Annotated in this window: 12 protein-coding genes; 8 read left to right on the top strand and 4 right to left on the bottom strand. The window is 41.0% G+C overall.

All coding sequences use genetic code 11. From position 1 onward, the window contains the following. Positions 1-16: 16 nt before the first annotated feature. From BLR37_RS03310 to BLR37_RS03300, 3 genes are all read right to left on the bottom strand, one after another. On the bottom strand, positions 17-595 hold the full coding sequence (locus BLR37_RS03310) for a PhnA domain-containing protein (protein WP_090764471.1): 579 nt from the start codon (positions 593-595) through the stop codon (positions 17-19). Positions 596-652: 57 nt separating this feature from the next. After that, positions 653-1,564, bottom strand: a complete 912-nt coding sequence (ctlX, locus tag BLR37_RS03305; protein ID WP_090764468.1) for a citrulline utilization hydrolase CtlX — start codon at positions 1,562-1,564, stop codon at positions 653-655. A gap of 125 nt (positions 1,565-1,689) precedes the next feature. Beyond that, positions 1,690-3,135, bottom strand: coding sequence for an arginine deiminase family protein (locus BLR37_RS03300; protein WP_090764464.1), 1,446 nt, complete (start codon positions 3,133-3,135; stop codon positions 1,690-1,692). Positions 3,136-3,448: 313 nt separating this feature from the next. Between BLR37_RS03300 and argS the strand changes: the two genes are divergently transcribed. Then, entirely contained in the window at positions 3,449-5,215 is a 1,767-nt protein-coding gene (argS, locus tag BLR37_RS03295) for an arginine--tRNA ligase (RefSeq protein ID WP_090764461.1), read from the top strand. Positions 5,216-5,278: 63 nt separating this feature from the next. After that, entirely contained in the window at positions 5,279-6,049 is a 771-nt protein-coding gene (locus tag BLR37_RS03290) for a sulfite exporter TauE/SafE family protein (protein ID WP_090764458.1), read from the top strand. A 191-nt stretch (positions 6,050-6,240) separates the two neighbouring features. Here BLR37_RS03290 and BLR37_RS03285 read toward each other — a convergent pair whose 3' ends face one another. Continuing rightward, positions 6,241-7,365: an AI-2E family transporter gene (locus tag BLR37_RS03285; protein ID WP_090764455.1), complete on the bottom strand. Its 1,125-nt coding sequence runs from the start codon at positions 7,363-7,365 to the stop codon at positions 6,241-6,243. A 301-nt stretch (positions 7,366-7,666) separates the two neighbouring features. On the opposite strand from BLR37_RS03285, the gene mnmE reads away from it, so the two are divergent. The 6 genes from mnmE to BLR37_RS03255 all read left to right on the top strand — a co-directional run bounded on the left by mnmE (position 7,667) and on the right by BLR37_RS03255 (position 16,066). Beyond that, complete coding sequence (mnmE, locus tag BLR37_RS03280) at positions 7,667-9,025, top strand: tRNA uridine-5-carboxymethylaminomethyl(34) synthesis GTPase MnmE (RefSeq protein WP_090764451.1); 1,359 nt, start codon at positions 7,667-7,669, stop codon at positions 9,023-9,025. A 245-nt stretch (positions 9,026-9,270) separates the two neighbouring features. Beyond that, complete coding sequence (locus tag BLR37_RS03275) at positions 9,271-10,083, top strand: helix-turn-helix domain-containing protein (RefSeq protein WP_090764448.1); 813 nt, start codon at positions 9,271-9,273, stop codon at positions 10,081-10,083. A gap of 45 nt (positions 10,084-10,128) precedes the next feature. Continuing rightward, positions 10,129-10,332 (top strand): helix-turn-helix domain-containing protein, encoded by a 204-nt coding sequence (locus BLR37_RS03270; protein ID WP_090764445.1) that lies wholly within the window; start codon positions 10,129-10,131, stop codon positions 10,330-10,332. Positions 10,333-10,682: 350 nt separating this feature from the next. Then, positions 10,683-11,903 (top strand): tyrosine-type recombinase/integrase, encoded by a 1,221-nt coding sequence (locus BLR37_RS03265; protein WP_090764442.1) that lies wholly within the window; start codon positions 10,683-10,685, stop codon positions 11,901-11,903. 358 nt (positions 11,904-12,261) lie between these two features. Then, positions 12,262-14,907, top strand: a complete 2,646-nt coding sequence (locus BLR37_RS03260; RefSeq protein WP_090764439.1) for a hypothetical protein — start codon at positions 12,262-12,264, stop codon at positions 14,905-14,907. Positions 14,908-15,397: 490 nt separating this feature from the next. Continuing rightward, on the top strand, positions 15,398-16,066 hold the full coding sequence (locus tag BLR37_RS03255; protein ID WP_090764436.1) for a hypothetical protein: 669 nt from the start codon (positions 15,398-15,400) through the stop codon (positions 16,064-16,066). Position 16,067 lies beyond the last annotated feature (1 nt).

The following is a 16,067-nucleotide window of genomic DNA, read 5'->3' as shown; positions in this document are numbered from 1 at the left end:
AGATACGGTAGGTTGGTTAACCTTTCCTTAAATATTTTGTTAAAATCACAATGGTTTGTCCTTCTACCTTACCCTCAATCTGCTCGGTATTATCGTGCACCAGGCGGATGTTTTTTACCACTGTACCGAGTTTGGCACTGAGTGTTGAGCCTTTAACATCGAGTGTTTTAACCAACACTACGGTATCGCCTTCAAATAAACGGGCACCGTTGCTATCCTGATGAAATTCTACTGTGCCTTCCTGCTCGTGGTCGCCGGTTTTTTTAGCCCATTCTAAAGTTTCATCGTCGAGGTATAAAATGTCCAGGCTATCTGCAGCCCAACCTTCATTTCTCAGGCGACTTAACATACGCCAGGCTACCACCTGAACGGGCGCAAATTCCGACCACATGGTTTCTGTTAAAATTTTCCAGTGACCGGCATCAAGCTGCTCGCTTTTTTCAATCTGGTCTAAACAGGTTTTACAAACTAAAATGCTGTTATCGCCATTGGCATTGCTGGTTGGGGGCACTTCATAAACCGATAAGTTATTTTCGGCTGTGCATAATTCGCATTTATTTCCCGACCGGGTTTGTAATTGTTGTAGTAAAGACATCTGATTCAAAATTTTCGGCGAAAGTAATAAAACTTTTAGGAATAGCCTGTTTGGTTTTTACTTCTCTGGTAAATGGATTTCGGCCAGCATACACCTGGCGCTACCACCACCATTTTTTTCGATAGTGTAAAGTGGTGCGTAAATGATGCGGCTGTATTGCTCTAAGGCAACAATCTGCTCAGGATTAAGTGATAAATAAGCCTGCTCTGACATCACCAGTAAATTTTCGCCGGCAGCATTAGCAACCTGTAACATATTGCCCGCAAATTTATTCATTTGCCCCAGGTTGATTTCGATAATCTCTTTTCCACTTCCTTTTAAACTGATGCTTACCTGTAGCCGCTCTTCCGGGTTGCGGATGGAATCGAGACAGATTACAGCAAAACGATCGCCAATGCACATCATCACGTTGGTGTGGTAAATCGGGAAATTATCGCTATCTACTGCCTGGAAAGCCACGGGTTCATAACCGGTAAGCATGCAAAAGTTATCTAAAACTTCTTCATCTGTACGTACACTTAAACAAGCATAGGCAATTTTATTGGCGCGATCTAACACCATACTGCCTGTGCCTTCTAAAAAAGCATGCTGCATTTCGTAAAAGCTCAGGTCGCTTACATGGTTTACTTCAAAACGGGTATTCAGCCCATCCAATATTTCTTTTCGCCGCTCTAAACGGCGATTTTCAGAAAACATGGGGTAGAGGTAAACCGAGCCATCTTCGTGAAAAGAAACCCAGTTGTTCGGAAAAATAGAATCAGGGGTTTCTGGCTGCAGGGTATCGTCAACTACAGTAACATCCACATCGTTTTGCCTCAACAGTTCAACAAAACCATCAAACTCTTTTAAGGCTTGCGCCTGCACACCCTGTGTTTCGGATGCTACCTGAAATTTATTGTTCGCAGCGGTTTGCTCGTTAAACTTAAAGTCGACCGGGCGGATCATGAGGATATGGCTGGTAGTTTGCATTTTGAGGTATCAAGTATTCGTAATGGGTATCAAGTATTAGGTATCAAGTAACAAGTAATAGGTAATGAGTATAAAGATGAGATTATTTTGTTAACTATTTCCATCACCCATTACCATCTTACATTTTACAAATTGTCTCTTAAAACAGGTAAACTCATGCAGTGGAAACCGCCACGTGCGCGCGAAAGTTCTGCTGATGGCATTAAAATTAGCGTATCTGTAATGGTTTCGGTATTTACCTTGCCACTTTCAAGATCCTGGATTAAATCTTTTACATCAACCACATTAAAACCAGCTGCTTTAAAAGCCTCAACAGTTTTATCGTTCCTGTCGTAACCCAAAACTACCCCTTCTTTAATGGCCAGTAAGTTACAAGAATCGGTCCATTGTTCTCTCGAATCGTAAGGGAAAGTATTGTTACCGCTGTAAATAATCTTTGTGGGTTCGGTACTCTTTAAATCGTTCTGACTAATATCGTTCAGTAAAGCTTCTACATGCTCGAAATGTTTAGGCTCTTGCGGGTTGGCTTTAGTAAACTGAATGGCAGTAGTAGCTTCAAGCTTTTCGGGCTCTTTTAAGAAGTTGATCGGCTCGTAAGGATTGTATTTTGGCGAGTGCGCAATTGAATTTAAAATGACCCAGGTATTGCGTTTAACCTGCGTAAAAACGGTATCCAGGTGCATGTAATCGCGCTTACTCGGTATTTTTACTACGGTTACTTTTTCTACCACGTTCTGCTCAAACAAGAGTTTAATGGCTTCATTGGCTCCATGTTCTGATGTACGCTCGCTACAGCCAATTAATACGTGGTTGGGGCTCACCATCATCACGTCACCACCTTCAAGCGTAGTGCTGAAAGCAGGTTCATCGCCAGGGCGCAAAAAATGCATGGTTACATCCGGAATTTCGAGGATGTTATTGCGGTAGCTTTCAAACAGCGGGTGATTAAAGAAAATATAGCGCATTAAAAGCGTTTCGCGTACGCGGGCCTTTTTTGCCGGTTTATTTAACAGGATGTGGTTGTTAATGGTAGTGCCCACATCGCGCGTAAAAATCAGGTTGGGAATTGGCGCAAAAATCATGGTATCGTTGGCCAGTGTGCCCGAAATAAAAATCTCGGCCAATTCTTTAGCAGGCGTATTGGTTAGCGCGGTTTGCACTTTATAGGTACAGCCCTCAATGGCACAAACTGCCGCAACGAGTTTTTTCCGGATGGATTCATCCTCCAGCATTTCGCTCAATAAATTCTGGATTTCGATTACAGCAGTCGAGTTGTGAAAATCGGGATGGTTGGGTTTATAGAAATTTCTGTTGGCAGCTTCCGAATCAATTTCGGCCAGTTTGCCTTTTATCTTGCCGGGATCTAAAAAATACATCAGCAGTTTGATGTAATAATCGTATTCGCCCTTGCGGATGGTATCTAAATGTACAATATCTTCGAAAAGCCAGTCCTGCGCTTTTGAAGGTACCACTTTGCCCAAACCACTATCGGGGCTATGAATTAATAATTTACGCAACCTGCCGATTTCGGTGTTTACATTCACTTTAAAGTTTAGATTCTGCTCGCTCATAAATAAATTAGTTGTTACAAAGCTATCAGAAAAAATCAGATATGAGAATTGAGATGCCAGATTTGAGTAGGGGTGGCGCTTGCGGCCTTTTTTATTGCACAGAACCGACAACGATAAACCTCATTGAAGCGGCAGCTCCCGATTTTCGATTTTTCATCGAAATAATCGGGACTACAGCGTAAAGGAGGACTGAAATAACCGACTGGCACAACTGAACCTTTTCAAACTGAAAGTGATTGGTATTTTAGATATTGGTTAGCCGGCTTTAGTCTTTCTGCTTTGCCCTTTCCGCTTTAATCGCTATTTTTACGCCATGAATTTTATTATTACCGAGACACAGCAAGCTATTTTGGAGCTTTATAAAGAAGAAGTAGCTGAAAGTGTAATCAATATACAGGAAACCCGTAAAGAATTTGAAGGTCAGGCAACCATTGTAGTTTTTCCGATTACTAAAATCTCTAAAAAATCGCCTGAGCAAACGGCAACCGAAATTGGCGAATATTTAGTGGCCCATGTAGAGGATATTACCAAATTTAATGTAGTTAAAGGCTTTTTGAACCTCAGCATTGCCGAAAGTTATTTCTTAAAGCAGTTTAACGACGAAGTTTTAACGCCTGATTTTGGATTATACCCATCAAACGGGAAAAAGGTAATGGTAGAATATTCATCGCCCAATACCAACAAACCGCTTCACCTGGGGCACGTGCGCAATAACTTATTGGGTTATTCGGTTTCCGAATTGCTTAAAGCCTATGGTTACGATGTAGTAAAGGTAAACCTGGTTAACGACCGTGGTATTCACATTTGTAAATCGATGCTGGCCTGGCAGAAATGGGGCAATGGCGAAACTCCTGAAAGTACAGGCGAAAAGGGCGACCATTTGGTTGGCAGGTATTATGTAATATTTGATAAAGAATATAAAAAAGAGATTGATGCTTTAAAAGCTGAGGGGCAAACCGAAGAAGAAGCCAAGAAAAACGCGCCATTAATTAAAGAAGCACAACAAATGCTTTTAAAGTGGGAGCAGGGAGATGATGAAGTGGTTTCGCTTTGGAAAACCATGAACGAATGGGTTTATGCCGGTTTTAATATTACCTATAAAAACCTGGGGGTTGATTTTGATAAGTTTTACTACGAAAGCAATACTTACCTATTAGGAAAAGGTACGGTTGATGAAGGGCTGGCCAAAGGTGTTTTCTTTAAAAAGGAAGATGGCTCGGTATGGATTGATTTAACGGCCGATGGCCTGGACCAGAAACTGGTATTGCGTGCCGATGGTACTTCGGTTTACATTACCCAGGATTTGGGTACTGCCGAAATGAAACACGACGATTTTAATATGGATGAGTCGATTTACGTGGTAGGTAACGAACAGGATTACCATTTTAAGGTATTGTTCCTTATTTTAGAGAAACTGGGTAAAAGCTGGGCAAAAGGTTTATATCACTTATCGTACGGGATGGTAGATTTACCGAACGGAAAGATGAAAAGTCGTGAGGGAACTGTTGTAGATGCCGATGAATTGATTGAAAGCATGGTAACCACAGCACGCGAAAAAACTGAAGAATTGGGTAAAACCAACGATTTCCCTCAGGAAGATAAAGACGAGCTTTACAAAAACATCGGGTTAGGTGCTTTAAAGTATTTCTTACTAAAGGTGGAACCTAAAAAACGTTTGTTGTTCAATCCGGCAGAGAGTATCGATTTTCAGGGTAATACCGGTCCGTTTATTCAGTATACCCACGCCAGGATTAAATCTTTACTGGCGAAAGCTAATTACCAATTAACTGCAACAAAACCGGCTGAAATTTTGCCTGTAGAACTGGAAATGATTTTGCAACTGGCAAAATATCCTGCAGAAATTGCCATTGCTGCTAAAGCTTACAGCCCGGCGAGTTTAGCTAACTATTTATACGAATTAGCCAAATTGTTCAATAAGTTTTATCACGAGGTTCCGCATATCCTTAAAATGGAAGAAGGGGCAGAAAAACAATTCCGCTTAAACCTTTGTAAAAAAACTGCCGATATTATTTATGCCGGAATGCTGATTCTGGGCATCACCTCTCCGGAAAGAATGTAGTGTTACAATATACAACATGTAAAATGGAAGAGGTAAGATGGAAAAGGACTGACACGTTAGCAGATGGCAACTGAATTGATTTTACTTTGTACGGTTGCTTTTGCAGCCGGATTTATAGATGCTATAGTAGGTGGCGGAGGTTTATTACAAACTCCCGCCATTTTACTTATTTTGCCTAACTACCCTGTTGCTACACTTTTAGGAACGACCAAAATCCCATCGATAGCAGGTACCACGCTTGCTGCTTTTAAATATGCCAGGCAGGTTAAATTTAATTACCGGGTACTTGCCGCCTGTGCGGTAACCGCCTTTTTTGCTGCACTCTTAGGCGCCTATCTGGTTAGCCGGATTGATAATTCGGTTATTAAGCCCATTATTCTGGTCGTATTGGTTTTTGTGGCCCTGTATACTTATTTAAATAAACAATTTGGCATTCACCAGGAGAAAACATATGCGGTGGTAAAGCAGGTTTTACTGGCAGGTATATTCGGACTGATTATTGGTTTTTATGATGGCTTAATTGGTCCGGGTACAGGTTCTTTTCTGATTCTGGTTTTCATTGCTGTACTGGGTTTTGATTTTATTGGCGCCAGTGCACATGCCAAAATTGTAAACATAGCCACCAATCTGGCTGCCATTCTTTATTTTAGTTCTACCGGTCACATCTTGTTTCAGTACGCCATACCCATGGCTATCTTTAACCTCAGTGGTGCTTTTTTCGGTACAAAACTGGCCTTGTTGAAGGGGAATAAATTTGTAAGGGTGTTCTTTTTAATCGTGGTTTTCGGAACAATTTTGAGATTTGCTTACGATATTTTGAAAACGGGTGTATAGCATCAAGATGTAAAAAAGAGATTTGAGACAGGAGATGTGAGATTTGAGAAAAAGAGTTAATAGTGGCAAGTTTCTTATCACTTTCAACAAGGATTGTAAATAAAAAAGCATCGCCGGGATTAAACCTGCGATGCTTTTTCTTTTCCATACTATGGACTATGGACTATGGACTATGGACTATGGACTATTGACTATTTCCCTTCCAGTCCCGATTTCGTAGCCACAGGTTTCCTTTTCCTAAACGCGGGGAAAGACATAGGGCTTTTGGCTGGCCTTTCATCGCCCAATAAAACACCCCATTGTTTAAACGATTCGGTACGATCGAAGATAATTTTTAGTACTGCTACAATAGGTAAAGCGAGGAACATACCCGATACCCCTGCAATGCTACCGCCTATGAACACGCCTAAAATGGCAAATAAAGCATTGATTTTTACTTTAGAGCCCACAATGCGTGGCATTAGAATATTATTGTCTAGAAACTGTACAAATGCAATTACGCCCAATACAGTAATCACTGGCCAAAGCTCTTGCGAAGAGGTAAGTGTTAACAGTACCCCGATAATATTGCCAATTAAAGCGCCTACATAGGGGATAAGGTTTAAGATGGCGAAAATAACCCCAATTAGCAGAGCGTGTTTAATGCCGATTAACATTAATATGCCACCCAATAAAATGGTCATATAGGTGATCTGAATAAGCAAACCAATCAGGTAACTTTTAATGATAGATTCCGTTTCGTAAATGGCTTCTTTCACCTTTGGATGATCGTCTGTTTTAAACCACATAAAAATAAACCGGAGCAAAATGTCCTTGTAAAACAGCATCAGGTAGATATAAATGGGCAATAAGCCGATAAATACGAAAATGCCGCTAAGTGTTACAGCTGCACCACCTGCAAGCGAAGTACCCATGTTCATCAGGTCATCGCTTTTGGCCTGAATAAAGGCTTTTTGTTGTTTATCATCGTAATGGGTAATGCGGCTAATCCAGTCGCTGAGCGAATTAATATGCTGAGTTACATTGGCCTTAATTTGCGGAAAATCTTTAACCAGGATACCGATCTGATTGGAGAAAAACCAAACGATAAGCGCAACAAAGAGTGCTACCAGTATAATGGAAATGATAATGGCGAGCGATTCGGGTACTTTTTTTCTTTTTAAAAAGCGGTAAACCGGCAAGAGCATAATGCTGATGAAAAAGGCCATGAGTATGGGCATGATAATATCGCGCCCTACAACCATAACAGCAACAATGGCCATGAGGCCCAGTAATTCTATCGATCGTTTAACGGTTAGTGGTAAATTGTTAGTCATATATAGCTTATCTGATGGATGTTTAACAGCATTGTATCAAAAATGTTTTGATCAGGTAAAGTTAGTTAAGTTTTGCATTGTGATAAATTTAGAGCTAATGACCAAAAAACAATGACCAAATAGCAATAACCAAAACACAATAATAATAGATTACCTCAGCTCGTACCAGCCAGGTTTCTCAATGACAATTTGTTAATGAACCAATGATGAATAAACCATTGAACGAATTGTGAAAAAAATTACTTCCTGAACACCATATACCCGGGGATTAGGCTTATTTTTGCAGCTTTTACAATTGCACATGAACAATCAGGATACCATCATCGCATTATCTACCCCTCCCGGATCGGGCGCCATTGGCGTTATCCGTTTATCGGGACCAGAAGCCATTTCACTTACCAATGCCGTTTTTGCAGGTAAAGATCTGGAAAAGCAAGCTTCGCACACCTTGCATTTTGGCCTGGTTAAAGATGGTAACCAAATTATCGACGAGGTGGTAGCAGGTTTATACGTCGCACCGAAATCGTACACCAAAGAAAACGTGGTCGAAATTTCATGTCATGGCTCCAACTATATTATTCAGCAAATTATTAACCTGTTGATTAGCAAAGGAGCAAGGGCGGCCAAACCCGGCGAATTTACCTTGCGCGCTTTCTTAAACGGTGCTTTTGATTTAAGTCAGGCCGAAGCGGTAGCCGATTTAATTGCTTCTAATTCCAAAGCTTCGCATGATGTGGCCATGCAGCAGATGCGTGGTGGTTTTGCAAATGAGCTGAAGGGGCTACGCGAGCAACTGATCCATTTTGCTTCGATGATAGAGCTCGAACTCGATTTTGCTGAAGAAGATGTAGAATTTGCCAACCGTGAACAGTTGAAAAACCTGGTCAACAAAATTAATTATGTACTGCAGCGTCTCATTTCTTCTTTCGAGATGGGCAACGTAATTAAAAACGGCGTTCCGATTGTAATTGCCGGTAAGCCTAACGTGGGTAAATCGACCCTGCTAAATGCGTTGCTAAATGAAGAGCGCGCTATTGTATCTGACATTGCAGGTACCACACGCGACACCATTGAAGATGAACTGACCATTGGTGGTGTGGTTTTCCGTTTCATTGATACAGCCGGTATCCGAGATACAGCTGATATTATTGAGGCATTAGGGGTGGAGCGGACGCTCGAAAAAATGAAACAGGCCAAATTGATTATTTACATGGCCGATGCTGGCCAAAGCATTGCAGAAATTGAAGAGCAGTTACGCGGTCTCGAGCAGTTGGCTATTCCATATTTGATTCTGGTAAATAAAGCAGATCTGATGACCGAAGCGCAACGCAAGGCTTTCGAAAACCTGAATGTGGTATTTATTTCGGCTAAGGAAAAACAAGGTATCGAAGCCCTGAAAACAACTTTGCTTGAACAGGTAAATCTCCATCACATCAATACGAGCGAAACCCTGGTAACCAATATCCGTCACGTTGAGGCTTTGAAACAAACCGAACATGCTTTACAGCGCGTACTCGATAACGTTGATAACCCAGTTACTTCTGATTTTCTGGCTATGGACATTAAGCAGGCCTTACACTATTTGGGCGAGATTACTGGTACTGTAACTACAGATGATTTGCTGGAGAATATTTTTACTAAGTTTTGTATCGGCAAGTAATCCTATGGATTTAGTCGACTATTGACTAAAAACGACAAGTAAATCGCTAATTGTTAACTAATTAGCGATTTTTTTATTTCCGATATTTCTGTAATTTGCCCCTGTTACCCATAGTTTTGTTGCGTTTCTGTAGCTTTTTTTGGCAAGTGAAACTAGATAGTGCATTGTATGTTCGATGTGGAGTATTAACTGTACATAGAAGCACATGGAAGCACGATGAAGCACGGAAATGGGTGACTTAACTTATGAGCAGTAATCTGAAAATTTTAAGGAAATGTGAGTACTGTAACCAGACTTTCATCGCCAAAAAGACGGTGACGAGGTTCTGTGGCAAAGTATGTAATTCCAGGTACTATAAATCCAAAACCAGAGCGGATAAGGTACAGGCTTCTGATCTTGAAACTGTATCCCGGGGCTTTAAATACCAGGTTTCACATTTGGACAGGGAAGTGCTGTCGGTGGCTGAAGTTGCCGGGCTGCTTCGCTCGCACAGGGGAACGGTTTATGGAATGATCAATAGCGGGGCACTGAAGGCCGCAAAGATACACACGCGCAAAACTGTGGTGTTACGTGAAGATTTTCTCTCTCTTTTTGACCAGCAGATGTGGCTGAAAACTGTAGCTAAAAAGCCGGTTGAAACACAAAAGGGGGATGATGAATCCGCTGCGAGTTATTATACCACCGCCCAGGTCATTGCTTTATTTGGAAAATCCAGGGAAGCGGTCTATACCATGCTGCAGCGGAGCGGGATACAGAAGGTCAAAGTCGGCAAAGAGATTCTGATCCCAAAGGATGCGGTAGACAGGCTTTATAAACAGAAGTCGGCCCCAAGAGCAGATCCACTGGATGGAGAACGCAGAGCCAATCAGCGGCTGGCTTCGAAGCCGATCAGAATATCGGACTGCTATTCAATAGAAGAATGCGTTCAGCTCCTGGGAAAGGAGCGGGGACTTTTGTACGCCATCTTCAAGAGACGGAATGTGCCCAAATTGCGGGTGGGGCAATACGTGTACTATCTGAAACGGGCGATAGACAAAATCCCGAAAGATGCGCGCTGAATCCATTGTAATACCGAGTAAATTTTAATCTTAACCAAATATCTTATGAACAGTAATCCCAAAGACCAGGTCTTTAACGTACTGCAGGCAGCTAAATACCTGAGCTGCTCTAAAAATGCTATCTACAAATTAATTAAGGAAGGCAAACTCACCGTAATCAGGCCCTCACCAAAGAAAACAATCATCCTGAAAAGCTTCATCGATAAAATGTTTGAGGAGTGCCGCTACATTCCCGAAAGCAGCCATTAGCACGGAGCTGGAGAATTGTGGTAAATGGGAGAACTGTGCTTAATGAGCAATGAATGAAAATCACCGCTGAAAAGCAGTATGGTAATAACGGTAAAATTTGAATAATTACGGAGATAATGATTTGTTATTCAGTTACTTGTATGTGTATTTATGGCCGTTTTGCTTTGAAAATATATTTGCTTTTAGCATTTTTATGGCTCCACAAAATAACATTCCCGCTGGGAAACTGACCAGCCACCTTCTACCCATTCCGATGAATCAGATTTATCTTGATCAGTGGAAATATAAATGATTAAATAATATTTAAAGGCATCGAAAAAATGCCTGTCTAACCAATTATAAAACTAAATATGTCCAACGTAAAACTTAGAGCGAAAGCGCTCAGGAACAATAGACAGACCCTTTTTTTGGATTACTATCCACCGCTATTAAATCCGGCAACGGGAAAGAGCACCCGTTTTGTCTGTCTGAGATTATATCTTTTTACCAAACCCGAAAACGACTTCCAGCGGAAGCATAATAAGCAGACATTGATTACGGCCAATACCGTGTGTGCGCAGAGGCAGATCGAACTCCAGAACAGGCGCTTTGGGCTGGTATCGGAGCATGAAAGGGAAGCGAGTTTCATCGACGTGTACCGGCAGGTGGCCAGGCAAAGGAGGCAGGGTGTCCATGACCAGTGGGAAATGTCCCTGCGCTATTTTATTGCCTTTTGTGGAAGGGAGATCATACTGCCGGAACTGACCGATTATCTCTGTGAGGATTTTAAGAATTATTTGCTCAGTGGTCCGGGGATAGCGCGGTACGGCAGGCCGATCAAAAGAAATACGGCAGCGAGTTACTTTGCCAAATTCAGGGCGGTGCTGCGTGTGTTGTACAGAAAGCGCTTGATACCGATCGATCTGCACAGTATGGTAGATCCGATCAGGCCGAAGGAAACGCATAAAGAACGTTTGACAATGGAGGAGTTTAGGCTGTTGGCCAATACGCCTACTGATTCTGAACTGATGAAATGTGCGGCTATGTTTTCAGGATTGACGGGACTTCGCTGGTCGGATGTTTCGACGTTGAAATGGTTCAATATCAGGGGCAGGTTTGGGAGTTTTGAAATCCAGTTTTCACAGGAGAAGACCGAAAGCGCAGAGGTGCTTCCGATTTCTGATCAGGCTTATAGTTACCTGGGAGATAGAGGGGCTGGAGGAGAGTTGCTTTTTCCGGGGCTTGTTTACAGCAGGCTGAAGTCATTCTTTACCAAATGGCTTTCGGACGCGGGGATTGATAAGAATATCACTTTCCATAGTTTCCGGCACACCTTTGCGACATTGCAGCTCGAGGTAGGGACTGATATTTATACGGTATCTAAAATGCTGGGGCACCGGGTGCTGAAGAATACGGAGGTTTATGCGAAGATCGTGGATAAGTCAAAACGGATCGCTGCGGATAAAAACCTGCTTCTGGGTGATTCTGATGAAGAGGAAGATACGACTGGCGTCGGGGAAGGTGAAAGCCTGCAAGAAAGAAAAGGAATTTTTATTCTGCACAGGAATGAAGATAAGATTAGCGCAGGTTGATGGTCGTTAATTCAGCCTGTTTATCTCGATTTCTAAACTGCATCATTTGATTAGGGGGGATTAGATAGACTGATCAAAGTGGAAACTTCCTCTCTTCATTGCTGATGTGGTGAATGATCGCGTTATTCGCTGCAAAATTGCGGCGAAAATTCTAACATGCGGTAAATAATTGTTGTATTCACCGCATTTATGCGGTGAATAAATAAATTCATCAACTTAAAACTGTTCTGATCCCCTGGAATTTTGGAACATCAATTCGTCTTGGCTGATATTGAGAATTACCGGAAGGGTAAAATCTAGGAACGGGTAGAAATCTATTGGATTCGAAGTTAGGGAGAGCTTATTTGGAAATTATTTTATGATGGCAATAAATATTTTGTCAATTTGTTTTGGCAATAAATTTATTGTCATTATATTTGGCAATAAATATTTTGCTAAAATGTTAGAACATACGTTATATAATCCAGCGAGCCAATCCAAAAGTTCTCTTATTGATGCTTTTGTTGTTAGGACAAAAATTTTCAGTGAAATATTTGAAATTATTTCCAAGGAAGATTTGGTGGGGGATCAGCGCCATTATCTTTTGCAGGGGCAGCGGGGTATGGGTAAGACAACTCTTTTGCTTCGATTGAAATATGAAATCGAAAATACCGAATCGCTCAGAAGCTGGCTTTTGCCGATTTTTTTTAATGAGGAGTCTTATGATCTAACTTCGCTGTCAGGTCTTTGGGAGAAAATGCTAAAGTATCTTGACGAATATTGGGATACTAACGGACTTTATTATGGACATACCGAGCTCTTCTTAGATAGTGATGATTATGAAGAAAAATGTTTTAATTATCTTTTAGAGATTCTGACCACCCGTAAAAAGAAGCTTATCCTGTTCTTTGATAATTTTACCCAGCTTTTCCTTGATAATCTAACAGAAAAGGAAAAGAAACGCTTTGAGCAGATTTTGGGAAGCTGTGATATGATCCGGATTGTTGCCGCCTCAGCGATTGTTGTTACCAATCAGAAGAATTATGCCGAGCCACTGTTTAAACATTTCAGGATAATTCCATTGGTCGGTTTAACAAGGGAAGAAACACTGGAATTATTAAGTAGTCTTTCAGAGAAGGGAAATGTGAAAATCGATCTTGTAAAAAATAAAGCCAAGTTGGAGACGCTTGCTGTGCTCACAGGCGGGGTAATACGTACTTTGATGTTGGTTTATGAGGTTGTTTTGGCAGATCAGGATGGGTCGGCATTAACGGATTTGCAGCTGGTGCTGGACCGGGTTACGCCACTTTATAAACATCGTATAGAGGATTTGCCGGTCCAACAGCGCAGGATCATCGATGTGGTAGCTAAACAATGGGATGCGATGAGCACCAAGGATATTGCCGTTCATTTACGTGACGATGGGCGTTCGATTTCTACCAAATTGATATCGGCTCAGTTGCAGCAGTTGGAGAAAAATAATGTTATTGATAAGAAGGAAACTTCTACCAAAAATAATCTTTACCAGCTAAAGGAACGTTTCTTTAATATTTGGTACTTAATGCGGCATGGTGATCGTAAAGATCGGCGCAAAGTAATCTGGTTAACCAGATTTTTGGAATTATGGTATGAGGATGAGAAGGGTTTTGAGGTTTTTTTAAAACGTCATATCAAATTGCTGAAAAGCGGTAAATATCATGCGAAGTCGGCAATCTTATTAACAGAGGCACTTATTGGCTCCAAACATCTCGATATCTTAAGTCTCAATAAACTTTATGTGGCAACATCGGCTATCCTAACTGAAGAGCAGCGTAAGGAGTTGCCTGATCTGACTGGAAAGCAGCTTTTTGGAGCTATGGAGCTTTATAGAAATAAGGACTATAGCGGTGCGATCGATCTGTTGAATGCGATTGAGCATCCCGATCAGAGCAGGGATATTCTTTTGGCCTGGAATTACGCGGCTCTTGGAGACCGTGACAGGGCGTTCGGTGTAATTGAGAGCATAGAAACTGAAAATGAAACTCAAACGTTTTTGTTAAGTACTTTTTACCAGCTAGTGAATGACGATGAAAGGGCGCAAAAGTGCATAGATGATTTAGATCATACTCGTGACGATCGTGTGCTGGAAGCCAAAGCAAATTTCTATATTTCTTTAGATAAAGTTGAGAAAGCCAAAGCACTTTATATGGAACGCTTGAATGAAAAAGACTCTAATTCTATAGGGATGCTTGTTGACTTTTTAATGCAGCAGCAAGATTATGAAGAGGCCGAAAAATATATCCTTCTGGGAATGAAAGTGGACGATGGTTTTACTAGGCCCTTACTAGACCTTTATTTGATGAAAGATAATTCAGATGAAAGCAAGATTAAGGCTTTGACTATACTTAAAGAGAATGATGAAAAATTTAGTTCTGATCCTGAGTTTCTAGTATATAAGGGGCTTTCGAAGATATTTGCACCTAAAGATTATGACGAACATCTTTTAGGGGATTTCGATGAGATGCAGGTTCTTGAAGATGCCAGAAAAATGTTCGTAAAGGGCAACAAGCACGGATATGAATATTATCTGCTTTATTATTTTTTACTTATGCTTTATACCGAGATAAGGCCGAGTAAAAAGAAGGCAACCAGGTTAATTGAGGAAATTGATGACAGTGAGCATAATCCCTATTTTATCCTGAAAAATGCATTTATTCTAGCGTGGAATGGCAATTACTCGTCTTCGGTCGAAGTTTTCATAAAAAACCAGCGAAATGTTGACTTCGAAGGAGAAAATGATCAAAGGCTGGTGAGTGATGTCATAATGCTTTTGGTGTTGCGGGGTAGATATGAGGAGGTTGCTACAATCTTCGATTCGGTTAATAACTTGAAGGATATTCTCAAACCGTTATATTTTGCTTTTTTGGATTTAAGTGGGCAAAAAGATGCTAATGAGTATTTGAAAATGGGAAAGGAGCTTGAACAGCCAGTAAAAGATGTTATGGCGAAGATTGGCAAGATGGCTAAAACTTACAAATTGAACTAAAAAGATTAGCGATGTTATTGTGGATAACTCGTTAATACTAAGTATTTAAGAAACCTTAAATTTGCTTAGAATGATAGGAGTGGTTGATTAAAGACCTGAGTGCGACCAAACAGCTCAGGCCTTTATGATATCATTCGTGCCAATAGGGTTGGCAGGAATAGAGTTGTTATATTAATACGTGCAAAATTATAAAAAGTTGTTTTGCATACAAGTATTAATTCATTTTTCTTCCCTTCCCTTTTGGAACCATGAGGTTTCCAGTCATGCTATGCTTTTGGAAAATAATTAATCCCTTCACCACTAAATGGGTAAGGGTATTTATTGACTTAATTTTTTAAAAAGAAGATGGCAAAAAAAACATCTGAAGAATTTCTGGGGAGCGTTATCGTTCCCTGGAAACAATCCCGTTATGGAACGGTAGTGCTGAATGGCAGGGGAAGCTCATTCAGATTAAATCGATTATCTGAAGACAATCAAGGAGGAAATTGAGATGGCAATGTTTACCATATCGTTAAACCAGTTTATAGAAGCTGGGCAAGCAACCCCAAGGGGGAAAGCTAGAATTGTTGAACAGCAACTCAATGTAAATAAGCTACTCACGCCCTGGTATCAGCTGGCAAAGAATAGGATGAAAGTTTATTTTCGTGATGTGGCTAAAACCGGAGTTCTGAAGCAAGCGCTGGATGATCTTAAAAATAAGGTTCCAAAGGATGATAAAGCAAAAAATAATATAACCGTTTCTATCGAAGCTATTCATAAGGTGATGGAAATGGGCTTTGAACATATTTTGGTAAATGGTTATGAAGTGCTTTTTCCGGATCAGAAAAACATAGAGATTGAGGGCATTAATATCAACGTAAACCCCGAACTGGTTTACCGCTATGTTGAAGATGGGGTAGTAAAGATTGGCGCGTTAAAGTTTCATGTGTCCAAATCAAAACCATTTGGGCTGCAGCAATCAAAAAGCATTGCAAACATCCTTAGAATTTACCTTCAGGAAAAAGTCGTTGGGCCAGGTGAAGTCGTGGATTCCACCTTGTGCTGGGCTTATGATGTTTTCGGAGAACGTTTGGTTCACGCGGATGGTAATGTAATGGTTACAGCAGCAGAGGCCAAGGAATTATGTAAGGAACTGGCTAAGATTTACCACGAAATATAAC

Source organism: Pedobacter soli (genome assembly GCF_900101435.1).
Taxonomy (GTDB): Bacteria; Bacteroidota; Bacteroidia; order Sphingobacteriales; family Sphingobacteriaceae; genus Pedobacter; species Pedobacter soli.
This window is presented reverse-complemented; position numbering and strand designations above follow the sequence as displayed.